A 16,232-nucleotide genomic window follows, 5' to 3' on the forward strand; every position below is an offset into this window, starting at 1 on the left:
ATCAGCCCGGCGGCGGCGCGTCCGCCGGTGCCGCGCAGTACGTGTCGATCGCCTTGGCGGTGTTCTCCACGCCCTTGGCGCTGGCCAGCTCCCAAGGCCGTTCGCAGCGCTGGGTGCGGCCGCACCATCGGTAGCCGGCAGAGCCGATGCAGCCGTGCTCATCGCGGTCGGCACCCGGGATGCGGGAGGTGGTGGAGGCGGCGGGCGGCGCATGGGGCGCGCAGGCCGTGAGAGTGATCACCGCAAGCGCGGCACTCAGGGAAAACAGCACAGATCGGGTGGACATGCAGGCCCAGGACCGCGGATGCAATGAGCGACAGTCTCGCGCTGGCCCCGTCGATGATGCGTGCACGCCGGTGCCTGCCAGCAAGCGCCGCACGGGCCGTTCAATCGGAGAGTTTTCACCCCTCCATCACCGTGCGTGGGCTGTGATGAAGCTCTGCACGCCCTGCGTTGTTGTAGGGCGTGGCCACCATCAGCAGGGAACGATGATGCGTTGGAAAGGGATGCTCTTGCTCGGCGTGTGTGGGGTCTCACCGGCCGTGGCGGCGGAGTCAGCCTGGCAGGGCAGTGCCGTGGACGCGCTGTCGCAACGGGCGCACCTGGCGCGCGATTGGGTGGATCCGGTACTCGGCATACGGCTTGGCTGGGCGCTGGCCGAGCGCCACGCAATGACGGTGTGGATGATGGGCAGCGACAGCGACGATGTCACCGTCGATGCGATGACGAGCTATGGGTACCGCGTTACCGAGCATGCGTGGCTGCGAGTGGGCTACCGCTACATGACATTGCGCCAGGTCGGGCGCCGTTTCGACGTGGATATCGCCGTCTCCGGCCCGGGCATCGGGCTGGAAGCACGGTTCTGATCGACACCGCCAGGAGGCACTGCATGAAGACCTTGTTGTCGTTGCGTCACGTTGCGCTCGCCGTTGCATTGACCTGTGTCTCCGCCCAGGCCGATGCCTGCACGCGTGTGGTGTACCTGGGCGACAACCAGGATGTGATCACCGCGCGTTCGATGGACTGGAAGACCGATGTGGCCACCAACCTCTGGGTACTGCCCAAAGGCATTGCACGCGACGGCCTGGCCGGGCCGCGTTCGATCCGCTGGACCTCGCGGTACGGCAGCGTCGTCGCCACCGGCTACGACATCTCCACTACCGATGGTCTCAACGAGGCGGGACTGTCGGCCAACCTGCTCTGGCTGGCCGAATCGAAGTATCCGCATCAGCGCGGCTCCAGGCCGGGACTCTCGATGTCGCTGTGGGCGCAGTATGTGCTCGACAATTTCGCGACCGTCGCCGAGGCGGTGGCCGCGCTGGAACGTGAGCCGTTTACCATCGTGACCGACAAGGTTCCTGGTGAGTCGCGGCTGGCCACCTTGCACCTGTCGATGTCCGATGCGACCGGCGACAGCGCGATCGTGGAGTACATCAACGGCAAGCAGGTGATCCATCACGATCGCGCCTACCAGGTGATGACCAACTCGCCGGTGTTCGATCAGCAGCTGGCGCTCAACACCTACTGGCAGGACATCGGCGGCACGGTGATGCTGCCGGGGACGAACCGTTCGGCCGATCGCTTCGCGCGCGCGAAGTTCTACATCAATGCGATTCCCAAAAGCGAAGATCCGGTGGTGGCACTGGCCAGTGTGTTCAGCGTGATCCGCAATGTGTCCGTGCCGTATGGCATCACCACGCCGGGCGAGCCGAACATCTCCTCCACGCGCTGGCGGACCGTGGCGGACCACAAGCGGAAACTGTACTTCTTCGAATCGGCGATGACGCCCAACACCTTCTGGGTGGACCTCAACAAGGCCGACTTCACGCGCGGTGCGCCGGTGCTCAAGCTCGACCTGGGGCCGGATCAGCGCAATGTGTTCGCCGGCGATGCGCTGCCCCGGTTCCAGCCGGCCGAGCCGTTCCGTTTCCTGGGGATCGAAGGGTAAGCCGCCCGCAAAATCAGACTAATCCGATATCAAAGGGCTGTGGCCTGCTCTATCGTTCCTGCCGAGGGATGGATCCCTCCCGTCGTGAGCTTCGCCTCGACGCGCCTGCGCCTGCAGTCGCGCCGTTCGTCATCTCGCCCAGGCATGCCGCAAAGGAACGATCCGCATGGTGATCAAACTGCAACACATCGAACGCCGCTGGCACGTCGTGCACCCGGCCAAATCCGCACCGATTGCGTTCCGCAGCGGCGCGACCGCCTTCGATTTCGCCGATGCCCTGGCGCGCGAGCACTTCGCCGAAACCGGTGACAGCAGCGCGGTGCGGGTCCAGGTGCTGGAGACCTACGTGGACGCCGTCCGCTACGGCTGAGCGTGCTCTGATCCGGTTGTCCGCCTCGATGTGACCACGCATCAGTGACTCAGTCAGCTTCGCGTCGGGTACCTAAATAGGGGATGAAATCAGCGACTTATGGCCTATGTCGCCCGGAAGGGGGATCACCGATCCTGTGCGCCTCCCCCAACACGTAACGAGGACCCCATGTCGAACAACAGCCCCTCCCAGACAGCCAGACGATTGCGCTGGGCCGTGGTGCCCGCGCTGATGGCGCTGGCCGGCGCCGCCCAGGCGCAGAACTACGACCGCTATTACGACGACGGTTACAACGGTGGCCCGGTGCGCTGCGAATCGATCAAGAACCGCACGCAGCAGTGCGCGCTGCCGGGTCGCGCCCGTCTGGTGCGGCAGATCTCCGGCTCGCCGTGCGTTGAAGGTCAGACCTGGGGCCAGGCACGCGGCGGCGTGTGGGTGACGCAGGGCTGCCGTGCCGAGTTCGTTGCCGAAGGTGGTCGCGGTGGCGGTCGCTGGAACGGCGGCGGCAACGGCTGGGGGCACAACGGCGGCGGCAACAGCGGCCGGGGGCAGATCCTGACCTGCGATTCCAATGACCATCGCCGTCAGCGCTGCGTCGCCAATGTCCGCCGCGAGGCGCGGCTGATCCGCCAGACCTCGCGCAACGCCTGTATCGAAGGTCGCACCTGGGGCTGGGACCGCACGGGCGTCTGGGTGGACGGCGGCTGCCGCGCCCAGTTCCAGATCTACTGAGTACCGGCGCACGGCGCCTGGGCGCTTCCTGAGCGCTCAAACGAACGAGGCCGCGTCAATGGGACGCGGCCTCGGTGCTTTTCCTGAGCGCTGACCCAGTGGGGCGGGCCGTGATTCAGCCCGCAGCGCTGAGCGGCTGGCCGCTCTTGACCAGCATGGGCCAGCGCTTGAGCACGGCCTGGCGGATGCCATCAGCGTCGATGCCGGCTTCGGCCAGCAGGTCTTCGCGGCTGGCGTGGTGCTGGAAGCTGTCCGGCAGGCCCAGATGCAGGAACGGCTTGAGCACGTTCTCGGCATTGAGCAGCTCGGCCACGCCGGAGCCGGCACCGCCGGCGACCACGTTGTCTTCGATGGTGACGAAGCCTTCGTGGCGCTGCGCGAGTTCCAGCAGCAGGGCACGATCCAGCGGCTTGATGAAGCGCATGTTGACCACGGTCAGCCCCAGTTCGCGGCCCACCTGTTCGGCGGCGGTCACGGTGCTGCCGAAGGCGAGCAGGGCGATGCGGCTGCCCTGCAGGCGCAGCTCGGCCTTGCCGATCTCCAGCGTGGCCAGATCCGTGCCGGCGGCGATGCCGGTGCCGCTGCCGCGCGGGTAGCGCACCGCGGCCGGGCCGGCATAGCGCAGGCCGGTGGTCAGCATCTGGCGGCACTCGGCCTCATCGGACGGTGCCATCACCACCATGTGCGGCACGCAGCGCAGGAAGCTCAGGTCCAGGTTGCCGGCATGGGTCGCGCCGTCCGGGCCGACCACGCCAGCGCGGTCGATCGCGAACAGCACGTCCAGCTCCTGCACGGCCACGTCGTGGACCAGCTGGTCGTACGCGCGCTGCAGGAACGTCGAGTAGATCGCCACGACCGGCTTGGCGCCCTGGGTAGCCATGCCGGCCGCCAGGGTCACCGCGTGCTGCTCGGCGATGGCCACATCGAAGTAGCGCTCCGGGTATTCCTTGCTGAAGCGCACCAGGCCGGAGCCTTCGCGCATCGCCGGGGTGATGCCCATCAGCTTCGGTTCGGCCGCGGCGGCATCGCACAGCCAGTCGCTGAAGACGTCGGTGTAGGTCGGCTTCTTGGCCCCACCCTTGGCGATCAGGCCCTTGTCCGGATCGAACGGGCCGACCGCGTGATACCCGATCTGATCACCTTCGGCGCGCTCGTAGCCCTTGCCCTTGGTGGTCATCACGTGCAGCAGCTTCAGGCCCTTCAGGCTCTTGAGCGTCTTCAGCGTGGCGACCAGCGCCGGCACGTCGTGGCCGTCGATCGGGCCGGTGTAATGGAAGCCCATTTCCTCGAAGAACGTGGACGGCACGAACATGCCCTTCCAGTGCTCTTCCCAGCGCTTCACGAAGCGCGCGGTGGGGTTGTGCTTCTTGTCGCCGAGGATCTTCTTGCCGCCTTCGCGCAGCGCATTGAGCGTGCGGCTGCCGGTGGCGCGGCCGAGCATCTTGGTCAGCCCACCCACGGCCTCGGAGATCGACATGTTGTTGTCGTTGAGGATCACCAGCAGGTTCGGTTCCTGCTCCATGCCGCCGGCGTGGTTCAAGGCTTCATAGGCCATGCCGGCGGTCATCGCGCCATCGCCGATCACGGCCACGACCTTGCGGTCATCGCCTTCGGCCTGGCGTGCGATGGCCATGCCCAGCGCCGCCGAGATGGAGGTGGAGGAATGGCCGACGCCGAAGGTGTCGTACTCGCTTTCCTCGCGCTTGGGGAACGGCGCCACGCCGTCCTTCTGCTTGACCGTGTGGATCTCGTCGCGGCGGCCGGTCAGGATCTTGTGCGGGTAGGTCTGATGACCCACATCCCAGACCAGCTGATCGACGGGCGTCTGATACAGGTAGTGCAGGGCGACGGTCAGTTCGATCACGCCCAGGCCGGCGCCGAAATGGCCGCCGCTCTTGCCCACCGACTCAATCAGGTAGGCACGCAGTTCATCCGCGATCGCGGGCAGTTCGGATTCTTCGAACCTGCGCAGGTCATCCGGTGACTGGATGCGCGCAAGGCGGGGATAGCGGGCGGAATCGATCATGTTTATCGCGCTTCTTCTGAGCGCCTATTTTCCCCCCCAAATGAGGGTGGGGCAAGCAAACCGCCTTTTCAGTGAGTAAACGGTGAGGGTGGCTGCGACAGAACGTCGCAGCGCGCTCACGCGCAGAGCTTGGAACGCTTCGGCAACTGCGCTTTCAGGAATGCCATCTGATCGGCCAGGATGTTGCGGTTGGACAGGATCATGTGCTCGATCCAGCTCGGCCGGTACGGCACCGCCAGCAGCGGCATGCCGGCCTGCTGCGGGGTGCGGTTGCTCTTGCGCGAGTTGCAGTGGAAGCAGGCGCTCACCACGTTCTCCCACACATCCAGGCCGCCCTTGGAGATCGGCATGACGTGGTCGCGGGTCAGTTGGGGGCGGTTGAACTGTTGCCCGCAGTACAGGCACAGGTGCGAATCGCGCGCGAACAGCGCGGGATTGGACAGATTCGGGGTCGGGTCGATCGCGCGGGAGCGGGCGTGGCCGCGGGCGGCGATGATCGGGTGCAGGTCCAGACCGCTCTGCAGGCCGGTGGTACGGCAGATGCCGCCGTGGATGTGCAGGCAGGGGTCGCCCAGGGTCCAGGCCACTGCGCCACGCGCGTAGAGGCAGGAGGCGTCCTGCCAATTGATCCAGTCGAGTACGCGCCCGTGAGCGTCCAGGGCCAATAACCGCACCGAACCGGGCCGATGCAGCGTAACGATCGGCGACACCTCGGCGACCGGGGCGGACGAGGCTCCGGTATCGATCAGACCCAAGCGTGTAGTGTCTGTCTCCATCGGGAAAACAGCTTATACCCGAATCGTTACCAAATGGGTATAGGCGTCAAGCGCCTACCCATTTGGTAACGATTCGGACAGGCATTCCACCTTAGCCCCGCGCCTTCGGCGCGCCCCCTTGAACATCAAGGGGGCTTTTCTCCAGAAGGTTTATCGGGGTGCCGACCAACGGTCGGCACCTACCGACGATCAGGTAGCCACCGACCGTTGGTCGGTGGTCTGGCGACCGATCAACCTTCGCCGAAATGCGCGTCGGTCATGGCCATCAGCGGCTCGGCGCCGGACTGGATCGCGGCGGCGTGGCTGAGCGTGCGCGGCAGCACGCGGGCGAAGTAGAAGCGGGCCGTCTCGCGCTTGGCCTGCTTGAACGCGTCGCTCTGCGCCGAAGCATCGGCGGCGGCGACGCTGCGGGCCCACCAGTAGGCCAGCACCACATAGCCCGAGTAGAACAGGTAATCGAAGCTGGCTGCGCCCAGTTCGTCCGGGTTGGTGGCCGCGCGCTGCAAGGTCGCCATGGTCAGCGTGGCCCACTCGCCGGCCTTGGCGCGCAGCGGGGCAATGAACTCGGCCAGCGCTTCGTTGCCTTCATTGGCCTTGGCGAAGGCCTCGATCTCGGCCAGCATCAGCTTCAGCCCCGCGCCCTGGCTGGAGGCGGTCTTGCGGCCGATCAGGTCCAGCGCCTGGATGCCGGTGGTGCCTTCATACAACGTGGTGATGCGCGCATCGCGGGCCAGCTGCTCCATGCCGTGCTCGCGGATGTAGCCATGGCCACCGAAGCACTGCAGCGCGTTGTAGGTGTTCTCGATGCCCCATTCGGTCTGGCAGGCCTTGGAGATCGGGGTCAGGAAGCTCACCAGCGTGTCCGCGCGTTCGCGCTCGCCGGCATCCTCGGCGTGGTGGGTGACGTCGATCAGGGTCGCCGCGTGCAGGGCCAGCAGGCGGCTGCCTTCGACCAGCGATTTGATGGTCAGCAGCATGCGCCGCACATCCGGGTGCACCAGGATCGGGTCGGCCGGCTTTTCCGGGTTCTTCGGGCCGCTCAGCGAACGCGACTGCAGGCGCTCGCGGGCGTACTTCAGTGCGTTCTGGTAGGCCCGCTCGGACAGGCCGATGCCCTGCAGGCCGACGCCCAGGCGCGCGGTGTTCATCATGGTGAACATCGCCTGCAGGCCCTTGTGCGGCTGGCCGACCAGATAGCCTTCGGCACCGTCGAAGTTCATCACGCAGGTGACCGAGCCCTTGATGCCCATCTTGTGTTCGATCGAGCCGCAGCGCAGCGCATTGCGCTCGCCCACCTTGCCCTCGCGATCGACCTTGAACTTCGGGGTGACGAACAGCGAAATGCCCTTGGCCCCGGCCGGTGCGTCGGGCAGCTTGGCCAGCACCAGGTGCACGATGTTGTCGGTGAGGTCGTGCTCGCCGGCGGTGATGAAGATCTTGGTGCCGGTGATCGCATAGCTGCCATCCGCGTTCGGCTCGGCCTTGGTCTTGAGCAGGCCAAGATCGGTGCCGCAATGCGGTTCGGTCAGGCACATGGTGCCGGTCCAGCGGCCGTCGATCAGCGGCTTGAGGAAGGCGTCCTGCTGCCAGGCCTCGCCATGCTGCTTGAGCGCTTCGATCGCACCGTGCGAGAGCAGCGGGAAGTTGCCCCATGCCAGGTTGGCGGCATTGATCATTTCATTGAGCGGCACGCCCAACGTATGCGGCAGGCCTTGGCCACCCAGTTCCGGTGCAGCGGTCAGACCGGTCCAGCCGCCGTCCACGAACTGGGCGTAGGCCTGCTTGAAGCCCGGCGGGGTGGTGACCTCGCCGGTGGCCTGGTCGAGGACGCAGCCGATCTCATCGCCCACGCTGTTCAACGGCGCCAGCACGCTGGCACTGAAACGGCCGGCTTCTTCCAGCACGGCATCCACCACATCGGCGGTGGCATCGGTCAGGCCAAGGCGCGCGAACAGCGGCTCGACCTTGAGCACGTCATGCAGGGCGAAACGGATATCGGAAAGCGGGGCGGTGTAGCTGCTCATCGGGGACAGTCTCGATCAGTGGCGAAGGGTGGCGGAAAGCCCGCCGGTCAGCGCAGGACGCCGGGCAGGCCAGGGGCCTGGTTGAGCGTGCTGCGGCTTTCAATCTCGAAGGTGCGTTGCTTTTTTTCCTGCGGGGTGGCGCTTACCGTGCCCTTGAGCGAATAGCCCAGGGTGCGGTTGCCGGCCAGTGCATCGGCCATCACCAGGCGGGCGCCCGAGCTCGGCTTGATGTCCACGTTGACCACATCGGCCGAGACCCCGCCAATGGACAGTGCGGGCTTCAGCTGCAGCTGGCCGGCATCCTCATCGCTCACCTTCAACTGCAGCGCGACGTTGTCGAAGGTCATGGGCATGGAGCTGAAGTTCTGCAGGCGCAGCGCAACCGTCCAGCTGCCATCGGCACGCACCGTCAACTCCTGCACGCTGGCGGCCGGCTCGGAAACGCGTTTGACCGTCTTGTTGCAGGCGGTCAGGGCCAGCGAGGCGATGACGATCAGGGCAAAGGCGAGGCGGGGACGGAAGCGGTGGGACATGGCGCAATCCTCAGGCGGGTGTTGCATGGGTGTGAGCATACTACGGCGTATGGTGTTCGCGCTGCCTGCGGCAGCGAGATGCAAGGGTAGGGCACCGGGATGACGGGGCCACGTGCTTTTAGTCGTGGGGCAGGCCGGCCCGGCGCGCGGGGTGTGGCCGGGCCGGGTCAGTCCAGCGGCGCCATCACCCGCAGCGGGGCGAGGTCATAGCCCATTGCTTCGGCACGGGCTTTGAGCTGCTCGAACAGGGCGGTATCCATGCTCGGTGAGCGCGACAGGATCCACAGGTACTTGCGGTCCGGCTCGCCGACCACTGCCCACTGGTAGCCGGGGTCCAGCGCGATCACCCAGTAATCGGCCCACACCAGCGGCACCCAGGACAGCCAGTCCGGCACGAAACGTACCTGCAGGCGGCCGGGATGGCCCTCGACCGGGCGCGCCACGCCATCTGCTGCCACGCGATCCCCGTCAGCCTCGCGGCAGGCGTTGTGCACGCTGATCCGTCCATCGGCACGCAGGCTGTAGGTGGCGGTGATGTCGCCCACGCATTTCTTCTGGAACGACACCGGCAGGTGCGCGATCTCATGCCACTGGCCGGCATAGCGGCCCATGTCCAGCGCCTCCACCGAGGTCACCGGCGCGGCCGCCCAGGCCGACCCGGTGGCGGCAAGGGCGAGCAGGGCACTGATCAGATAGCGGCTGCGCATTGTCGACACTCCACACAAGACGCAGCGAGCTTAGGCATAGGCTGAGCGGAAATTGTGAATATTCCGTCATGCAGTGGCCGTCCCACGTCGCTGACGTGCGCGTGGCAGCGTGCGGCACCCGCGCTACCGACTGTCAGCGGAGAGTTCCCGCGTGGCGTTGCCGCTCTCGTCCAGGAAGCGCACCTTGGCATCTCCCGAGGGCGTCACCACCAACTCAAGCCGCGGCTTTCCTTGACCATCGCGCAGGGTCAGCATGGCATCGCGCGCATCAGACTTGCCAAGGAACACGCGCTCGGTGATCGCAGGAATGCCCTTCCGATGAAGTGCTTCGTCCCGCTCGGAGAAGAACGGGCGGGACAGGCCATCGGCAACGTCATTGAAGGTCAGCCCTGCGTAGTGTGTCCCCGCATCATCCACGCCCAGCAGTTGCATCTGCTGATCCTGCTGATAGCGATCAAAGGTCAGGCTCATGCCGCTGGAGGGTTTGCCGCTCTTGTCGAGCGAACCGTTGTAGATCAGCCCGCCGTTTTCCGTTCCTTCATCGTTGAAGAACAGCATGCCTGCCATCGGGCGCGGATGAGGTTGCTCCTTGTTGTGAATGACCACCCCAGGAAACAGCGTGCGATTGGAGATCGCCAGCCGCAACGTTCCGTCAGGCTCCTTGATGTTGATGCGTTGCGCATCAATGACATCAAAGCTGGCGCTGCGCTGTGAGGTCGCACCCATCGTCAACGCCGCCATGGTCAGCAGGCCGGCAGCTGCGCATCCCAGCGTCAGTCGCCGTTGGTTTCGCTTGAGCTGCGCGATCTGCGCCTGCAGTGCTTCGATGGCGTCCGACATTCACCTCTCCCTGTGTGCGCGGCCTTGGGGACGAACAGGCGTGGCCGCAGACGATCCTGTCCGCCGGACAAGCATGCCAGCGCGTGGCGATGAACGGCAAGGAACGGTGCCGCGCGACGGATCACCGTTTCGATGTTCGCTTCATCATCGCGTGCGTGCGTGCGTGCGTCGCCGTCGGCGCGAATGCACTGCCGATGAAGTACGTCATGGAGCACGAACCAGCTGCGGAAATGCCTTCGTTGAACACGGTGCGATGTGGGGCGACCGAACAACAGACAAAAAAAATGACCTGCATTTCTGCAGGTCATCTGAAATTGTGGTGGCCGGGGACGGAATCGAACCGCCGACACGGGGATTTTCAATCCCCTGCTCTACCAACTGAGCTACCCGGCCACTTCATCGCTGCGTTGCCGCTGGCGAGGACGCGAATAATACGGAGGTATGAGGGGTTCGGCAAGCGTTTCGCGAAAAAAATTTCACATTTGTTTCCGTACCCCTGTCCGCAGACACGCAAGTGCTTGATACAGCGGGTTCGCAGGCAGCAGCGGAACGCATGAATCCCGGTTCAGACGCGGGCCCGGCGCAGCGGTCACTGCTCACGCACCGCGGGCGTGGTCCTCATCCGGCATGCACCACAGCAGCGCGATGCCGATGGCCATCATGACCGCCGCCAGTGCCAGGGCGCCTTGGTAGGAGCCGCTGTCGCGCGCCAGCGTGCCGGCGATCGCGGGGGCGATGATCTGGGCGACGCCATAACTCAGCGTCAGCGTCGCCATCGCCTTGGCAGGATTGTGCGGGTAGTGGCGACCGACCACGGTCAGGGTCAGGCTGACGATGCCGGCGAAGGTCAGGCCGAACAGCACGGCGCTGGTGGCGCCGGCCCACACGCCGTCGTCCAGGAGCGGCAGCACGAATGACACGGTCTGCAACGCATAGGCGAACATCAACGCGCGGATCAGGCCCAGCCGCGCCGCGATACGGTCCCAGGCGAACGTGGAGGGGATGGCGGTGATCCCGACCAGCACCCACACCCAACTCCCGCGACCGGCGAAGGCAGGGGTCTGCACGAGAATGGCGACGATGAACGTCGCGCTGACCACGAAGCCGAACCCCGCACAGAAGTAGGACGCGATCAGCAGCCAGCGCCAACGTTGCCCAGGGGGCGCGGGCGCTGCGGTACCGCTCGGGCTGGAGATCGGCACCGGTGCGGGCATCCACGCCCAGGCAGGTATCAAAAAAACGAGCGCAAGCGCACCGAGTGCGAGCCATTGCTGCGAGGACAGCAGATGATCGGCCATCGCCGCCGCAGCCAGGCCGGAGACCGCGATGCCCATCCCGAGCCCGGCAAAATGCAGGCCGAGCCGGGGGCGGCGCTGATGCGCGAGCAGCCAGTTGAGCACCAGCCCCGAGGCCAGCAACAGGCCGGCCGTGCTGGACAGGCCGGCCACGAAGCGCAGCACGCTCCATGCCGTCATGTCTGCGGTGGCACCCATGAGGGCGGTAGAGATCACCGCCAACACCAGCCCGACGCGGTAAAAACGGAATTTCAACTGCATCTCGCCGACCCGGGCAACCAACAGCGTGCCGGTGAGATAGCCGAGGTAATTGAAGGTCGCCAGCCATCCGCCGTTGGCCGCTGACAGTCCGGCATCCTCCCGCATGAGCGGCAGCAACGGGGTATAAGCAAAGCGGGCCAGGCCCACGGTCAGCACCAGGGCGCAGATGCCGGCAGTGATGACCTGCCAGGGGGCGCGGGAAGGCGGCGCAGTCGATGAGGACAGCATGGTGGCTCGCGCCTGCGTCAACGCGCGTCGGGACATTGCAGGCGGGTCAGGCGCTCGCCATCGAAGTCGGCCACGATGCTGCCAGCGCTTGCCTTGTGCGCCGGCCAGCGCGCCTGCTCCGCAGCGCCCGGCAGCGGATTGCCGAGGTGGAAGTACACCTTCCCGCGGGAATCGCCGGGTTGCAGCCCGGCGCAGCCCGCGATCGGCGCGGCGCGCTCACCGCAGTCGCCCTGCAGCAGGCACAGCCGCGTATGGCACTGGCCGTTCCCGGACGACCAATGGCCCTGTGCGGCGAGGCATCCTGGTTCGGTAGCAAGGATCGCCCAGCACGCCAGGCCGAACACGGTCGTGGCCGACATCAGCACAGGCAGCAGGTAGCGGCGTGGACGCGAGGGGAAGTTGCTCATGGCACGATCATGCGCCTGGCATCGCTGCCGGGGCAATCCGTCCACCGCGCGAGGCACGGATGGAACGCTGTGGCGCCATGGGACGCGGCGGTCGCCGCCGCACAAGGCCTGCCGGGCCTGGCAGCGTGCTGCACCAATGGAACGCTGTTTTACCCACCGCCCGTGCACATGTGGAACCCGTAGTGTCGGGATTCCTTTCTGTTCGCTTGGAGTCACGCCACGATGAATGCCCTGACCAACACCCGCATCGTGCTTGCATCGCGTCCCCACGGTGAGCCGGTAGCCGCCAATTTCCGCCTTGAGCAGGTGCCGGTTCCCACGCCGGGTCCCGGTGAGGTGCTGCTGCGTAATCGCTACCTGTCGCTGGATCCCTACATGCGCGGTCGCATGGAAGAGGGGCCGTCCTATGCCGCGCCGGTTGCGCTGGATGCGGTGATGGAAGGCCGCACGGTAGCCGAGGTGGTGGCCTCCAACCATCCGGACATCGCGGTGGGCACGCAGGTGGTGGCCTCGGGCAACTGGCAGACGCATGCGGTGGTGCCCGGCGACTCGCTGACCCGCACGCTGGAGGACAACGGGCTGCCGCTCAGTACTGCCCTGGGTGTGTATGGCATGCCCGGATTCACCGCTTACGTGGGTCTTCAGGAGATCGGCAAGCCGCAGCCGGGCGAGACGGTGGTGGTGGCTGCCGCCAGTGGTCCGGTCGGGGCGACCGTGGGCCAGATCGCCCAGCTGCAGGGCGCGCGCACGGTGGGAATCGCCGGCGGCGAGCAGAAGCGCCGCTACCTTGAAACCCTGGGGTTCGATGTGGCGCTGGATCATCGTGCCGACGATTTCGCCGAACAGTTGCGCGCGGCGGTGCCCAACGGGATCGATGTCTACTTCGAAAACGTGGGCGGGCATGTGTTCGACGCCGTAGCGCCGTTGCTCAACGATTTCGCGCGCATCCCGGTGTGCGGCACGATCGCGACCTACAACGCACGTGGCGCGGTGCTGCCCGGCCCGGACCGTCTGCCCGGCTTCATGAGCCAGGTGCTGCGTCAGCGGCTGACCGTGCGTGGCTTCATCCAGTCCGATCTGCATGCCTTCTTTCCGGCGTTCCTGCGCGACATGGGCCAGTGGCTGAAGGACGGCAAGGTGCAGTATCGCGAAGACATCGTCGACGGGCTCGAGCAGGCGCCGGAGGCCTTCTTCGGGCTGCTCAAGGGCCGCAACTTCGGCAAGCTGGTGGTCAAGCTCGACTGAGCACTGGGCCACGTGTGAGTGCGCCGTGTGCAAGGCCGTGCCGATCGTGATTCGTGCATCACGATCGGCCGGTTAGCCTGCGGGTGAAGGCCCCGTACCGGGAACCGCACAAGTGAGTAGACCCATGGCAGACACCAAGCCCAGCGAACACGGCAAGCAGGAAGGCATCGAAGAAAGCCAGCAGGACCGCAAGCAGGATGAGACCGCCAAGCAGCGGCCGGCGCAGACCGATCAGGCGATCCATGACGCGGGGACGCGCCGGCCGGAGCGCAAGGATAATCCTGACTGACGCCGCACCGGGCTGAACCATCCCGGAGACGAGACGAACCTGCCCGGTGTGCCAGGTTCGTCTCCTTCGGCGTCGTTCTCCCGCGCATGGGGGCGAAAAAGCTAGGGCGTATCGCCCTGATAGCCGAAGTCAACACCGCGCAGGACATGCACGCGCACCGCCTCGGACAGTGGATAGCCCAGCGTCTGTCCGTGGATGGTGCCACGCACCACCCATGTTGACGGAAGGCGCATGCTGGATTCGAGCGTGGCGTACAGCGGCGTACGTGTCGTCGGACTGATCGGCAGCCAACTGCACACCACGATGGTAACGACGGGAAAGACGAGGGCGGTCGCGGCGAAGATGCCCCGGCGCTTGAACAAGGGGTATCCACGGAACAGGCTTGCCGTCAGCATCGTGAATTTTGCCATGTGCGCCAACGCGCCAAACAGCGACAGGCTCAACGCGATGAAGGGGACCAGCAAGGCGCGTCGTGCCTCTCGCCCGGGATCCAATTCCCCTACCTCGGCCAGTTGCCTGTCCACTTGGCATTGCAGTTCCGGGAGATGGATGTGGCGGTTGAAGGCAGCCGCATCGGGAATGTCGGCAGTGAATGACTGCACGCACGTGTAGCCCAGTGCTGCCAGGATTCTCGGCTGAACCCCTGGATCCGTCAAAAATCCGCGAAGAGAGTCGGGCGCTGACACCCCGCGGAATGCGGGTACCTGATTGCCCAATGCCTCGTTGAACTGTCGTGAGGCATCAGCACGCGCACTGCGCGTAGCGGCCTCGATGAACCGCCTGCGGTCGCCCGGTCGCCAATCCGACGGTACTGGTACTCCGTCCCGCTGCACTTGGCTGCGGACCCTGCCGTGGTGACGTCGCGGCACGCCATCCGGCGAAAAGCCGCGCTGGCGGAGTTTGCGAACGTAGCGCGACCAGGCATCCGCGCCAGATGCGTCGATCCTGCTCAGCGCCTTCCGATAGTCGCCATAGCTGATCTGCAACTCCCGCAGCATCGCGGCGTAGGCGTTCAGACGCACATTCGGATCGCCCAATGCCCCGGCGACGAGATGATGGGTTACGGTGCGACGTTGCTCAGGCCCGAACTGCTCGCCAATGACGTCACCCAACCCCGACGCCATCATCGGAAACATCGCCTGAAACGCTTTCCCGTCCGGCGCGTCGAGTTCGCGGGTCGTCAAGGGCAGGCCGGTCAGCTCGACAGCGCCTGCATGAAGTCCGCTGCGCAGGAGCACCAGATGCTGTGCCTGGCGCAGTTGCTCTGTGCTCGAGTGATGCACCAGCACCCGCAGCAGGGCTTCCTGTCCGAGGTACATGCAGAGCATCGCCAGGAGGGAGCGCGCGGCCAGTGACCGCGCCCGCCGAAGCCGGCCAGGGTAGCGCTCGATCGCACGCTGGATCCAGCTCGGCCAGAACACGAGCGCAAGCGCAAATCCGGAGATCATGCGGCCCCACAGTTCGATCCGGTCGATTTCGTGCAGGGTGGCGCTGCCGCCCACCACATCGAGCAAGCGGGCATTGAACGACAGTTCGACAACGAGATAGAGCGCGGTGGCTGCACAAACCGGCAACAGCCAGCGCGGTCGGGTCGGGACATGGTGACGCACCGATGCGACGGCCGGTGGCTGGGTGTCTGGAAGCGCGGGGGGCAGGGTCGACACTAGTCCCCCTTCTCAAGGGTGACCCGAGTCGGTGGCAGCTTGACCACATCGATGCTGCCACTCGGAATGGCGACTGCGTCGCTGACGCGGGCCGGTGGTGACGTGGGGCGGGGGGAAGGTGCGCTCGGCCGGGGCCGGGGCTGCACGGGAGGTGCAGGGGTGGACCGCTGCGGCGCCGGGCTGGCGGTACGGGGTGCGGGCGCCTGAGGGGGAGCTTGCAGGCGGCCTCGTTTCAGGCCCTCAGGCGACCACGCCCAGACCATCGGGCGCTGCTCAACGGTACGCAGAACAAGCTGGTCGTTCTCCACGTTGACGGACACCGGCTGACCGCAGCCAGGCTGGATCAGGTTGCGCGCGACGTTGCCGCGGGTGATGGTCAGCAGTTCAAAGTCGACACATTGGCGATTGCGGCGCTCGAACAAAGCGGCCGTGGTGCCGCCCACCGTAAGGGTCCGCACGAGGGAAACCTGGTCATGTCGTCCCATGCGGTACACGCTGAGAGTGTCGGGGAAGCGTACCCCCCATGTGCCATCCATGTGCCTGCGCAGCCGTGCTTTTCCATTCGCCGTCTGAAACTCGGCCACGGAGGTGCCAGGATCGATGAAGCCAAACTGATAGCTGCCATTGCGGGTCTGGCTGACCACGCAGCCGGACAACATTGCCGCGGTGACCAGTGCACACAGCATCCAACGCCAGGAATGTCTCGACACTGCCACTGCTCCTTCAAGTCGGCCTGAAACTCCATGGAAGATGCGATGCGGCTGGCCGCATCACTCCAGTGGGCGATATCGGCAGCGGGCCGGCAAACTTGAGTGACGATGCGGCGGTTCTCGGGCCGGCTAAACAAAAAGCCCCGAAAACCGTGTTTTCGGGGCTTTTTGTTGAAT

The 16,232-nt window shown here is 65.8% G+C and carries 17 protein-coding genes and 1 tRNA gene; 6 read left to right on the top strand and 12 right to left on the bottom strand.

The annotated features are described in order from the left end of the window. Position 1: 1 nt before the first annotated feature. Positions 2-286 (bottom strand): peptidase, encoded by a 285-nt coding sequence (locus ABE463_RS08425; protein WP_346467835.1) that lies wholly within the window; start codon positions 284-286, stop codon positions 2-4. 220 nt (positions 287-506) lie between these two features. On the opposite strand from ABE463_RS08425, the gene ABE463_RS08430 reads away from it, so the two are divergent. The 4 genes from ABE463_RS08430 to ABE463_RS08445 all read left to right on the top strand — a co-directional run bounded on the left by ABE463_RS08430 (position 507) and on the right by ABE463_RS08445 (position 3,050). Continuing rightward, a complete protein-coding gene (locus tag ABE463_RS08430) occupies positions 507-866 on the top strand; it encodes a hypothetical protein (protein ID WP_346467836.1) in 360 nt (119 codons plus the stop codon). 23 nt (positions 867-889) lie between these two features. Then, positions 890-1,948, top strand: coding sequence for a linear amide C-N hydrolase (locus ABE463_RS08435; RefSeq protein WP_346467837.1), 1,059 nt, complete (start codon positions 890-892; stop codon positions 1,946-1,948). 166 nt (positions 1,949-2,114) lie between these two features. Next, the gene (locus ABE463_RS08440; protein WP_123730680.1) at positions 2,115-2,318 is read left to right on the top strand and encodes a hypothetical protein; all 204 of its coding nucleotides are present in this window, start codon (positions 2,115-2,117) and stop codon (positions 2,316-2,318) included. 168 nt (positions 2,319-2,486) lie between these two features. Next, a complete protein-coding gene (locus ABE463_RS08445) occupies positions 2,487-3,050 on the top strand; it encodes a DUF3011 domain-containing protein (protein WP_346467838.1) in 564 nt (187 codons plus the stop codon). Positions 3,051-3,165: 115 nt separating this feature from the next. On the opposite strand, the gene dxs is transcribed toward ABE463_RS08445, so the two are convergent. The 9 genes from dxs to ABE463_RS08490 all read right to left on the bottom strand — a co-directional run bounded on the left by dxs (position 3,166) and on the right by ABE463_RS08490 (position 12,147). Then, positions 3,166-5,076 (bottom strand): 1-deoxy-D-xylulose-5-phosphate synthase, encoded by a 1,911-nt coding sequence (gene dxs, locus ABE463_RS08450; protein ID WP_346467839.1) that lies wholly within the window; start codon positions 5,074-5,076, stop codon positions 3,166-3,168. Between the two features lie 116 nt (positions 5,077-5,192). Then, the gene (locus ABE463_RS08455) at positions 5,193-5,852 is read right to left on the bottom strand and encodes an HNH endonuclease (protein ID WP_123730683.1); all 660 of its coding nucleotides are present in this window, start codon (positions 5,850-5,852) and stop codon (positions 5,193-5,195) included. A gap of 230 nt (positions 5,853-6,082) precedes the next feature. Continuing rightward, positions 6,083-7,876 (bottom strand): acyl-CoA dehydrogenase C-terminal domain-containing protein, encoded by a 1,794-nt coding sequence (locus tag ABE463_RS08460; RefSeq protein ID WP_346467840.1) that lies wholly within the window; start codon positions 7,874-7,876, stop codon positions 6,083-6,085. A 47-nt stretch (positions 7,877-7,923) separates the two neighbouring features. Next, positions 7,924-8,409, bottom strand: a complete 486-nt coding sequence (locus tag ABE463_RS08465; protein WP_123730685.1) for an LEA type 2 family protein — start codon at positions 8,407-8,409, stop codon at positions 7,924-7,926. A gap of 167 nt (positions 8,410-8,576) precedes the next feature. Further along, on the bottom strand, positions 8,577-9,116 hold the full coding sequence (locus ABE463_RS08470; protein ID WP_313208997.1) for a lipocalin family protein: 540 nt from the start codon (positions 9,114-9,116) through the stop codon (positions 8,577-8,579). Between the two features lie 123 nt (positions 9,117-9,239). Then, on the bottom strand, positions 9,240-9,956 hold the full coding sequence (locus ABE463_RS08475) for a hypothetical protein (RefSeq protein WP_346467841.1): 717 nt from the start codon (positions 9,954-9,956) through the stop codon (positions 9,240-9,242). Positions 9,957-10,273: 317 nt separating this feature from the next. After that, positions 10,274-10,349: transfer RNA gene (locus tag ABE463_RS08480), tRNA-Phe, on the bottom strand. A gap of 203 nt (positions 10,350-10,552) precedes the next feature. Continuing rightward, positions 10,553-11,740, bottom strand: a complete 1,188-nt coding sequence (locus ABE463_RS08485; RefSeq protein ID WP_346467842.1) for a YbfB/YjiJ family MFS transporter — start codon at positions 11,738-11,740, stop codon at positions 10,553-10,555. Between the two features lie 17 nt (positions 11,741-11,757). Next, complete coding sequence (locus tag ABE463_RS08490) at positions 11,758-12,147, bottom strand: hypothetical protein (protein WP_346467843.1); 390 nt, start codon at positions 12,145-12,147, stop codon at positions 11,758-11,760. A 222-nt stretch (positions 12,148-12,369) separates the two neighbouring features. On the opposite strand from ABE463_RS08490, the gene ABE463_RS08495 reads away from it, so the two are divergent. Next, a complete protein-coding gene (locus tag ABE463_RS08495; RefSeq protein WP_346467844.1) occupies positions 12,370-13,392 on the top strand; it encodes an NADP-dependent oxidoreductase in 1,023 nt (340 codons plus the stop codon). A gap of 124 nt (positions 13,393-13,516) precedes the next feature. Beyond that, the gene (locus tag ABE463_RS08500; protein ID WP_259261475.1) at positions 13,517-13,681 is read left to right on the top strand and encodes a hypothetical protein; all 165 of its coding nucleotides are present in this window, start codon (positions 13,517-13,519) and stop codon (positions 13,679-13,681) included. A gap of 101 nt (positions 13,682-13,782) precedes the next feature. Here the strand turns inward: ABE463_RS08500 and ABE463_RS08505 are convergent, their stop codons facing one another. Further along, positions 13,783-15,345 (bottom strand): hypothetical protein, encoded by a 1,563-nt coding sequence (locus tag ABE463_RS08505; RefSeq protein WP_346467845.1) that lies wholly within the window; start codon positions 15,343-15,345, stop codon positions 13,783-13,785. Further along, positions 15,345-16,055, bottom strand: coding sequence for a hypothetical protein (locus ABE463_RS08510; protein WP_346467846.1), 711 nt, complete (start codon positions 16,053-16,055; stop codon positions 15,345-15,347). The genes ABE463_RS08505 and ABE463_RS08510 overlap by 1 nt, the downstream gene beginning before the upstream one ends. Between the last annotated feature and the right edge of the window lie 177 nt (positions 16,056-16,232).

The sequence above is a fragment of the Stenotrophomonas sp. TWI819 genome, assembly GCF_039673075.1.
Taxonomy (GTDB): Bacteria; Pseudomonadota; Gammaproteobacteria; order Xanthomonadales; family Xanthomonadaceae; genus Stenotrophomonas; species Stenotrophomonas rhizophila_B.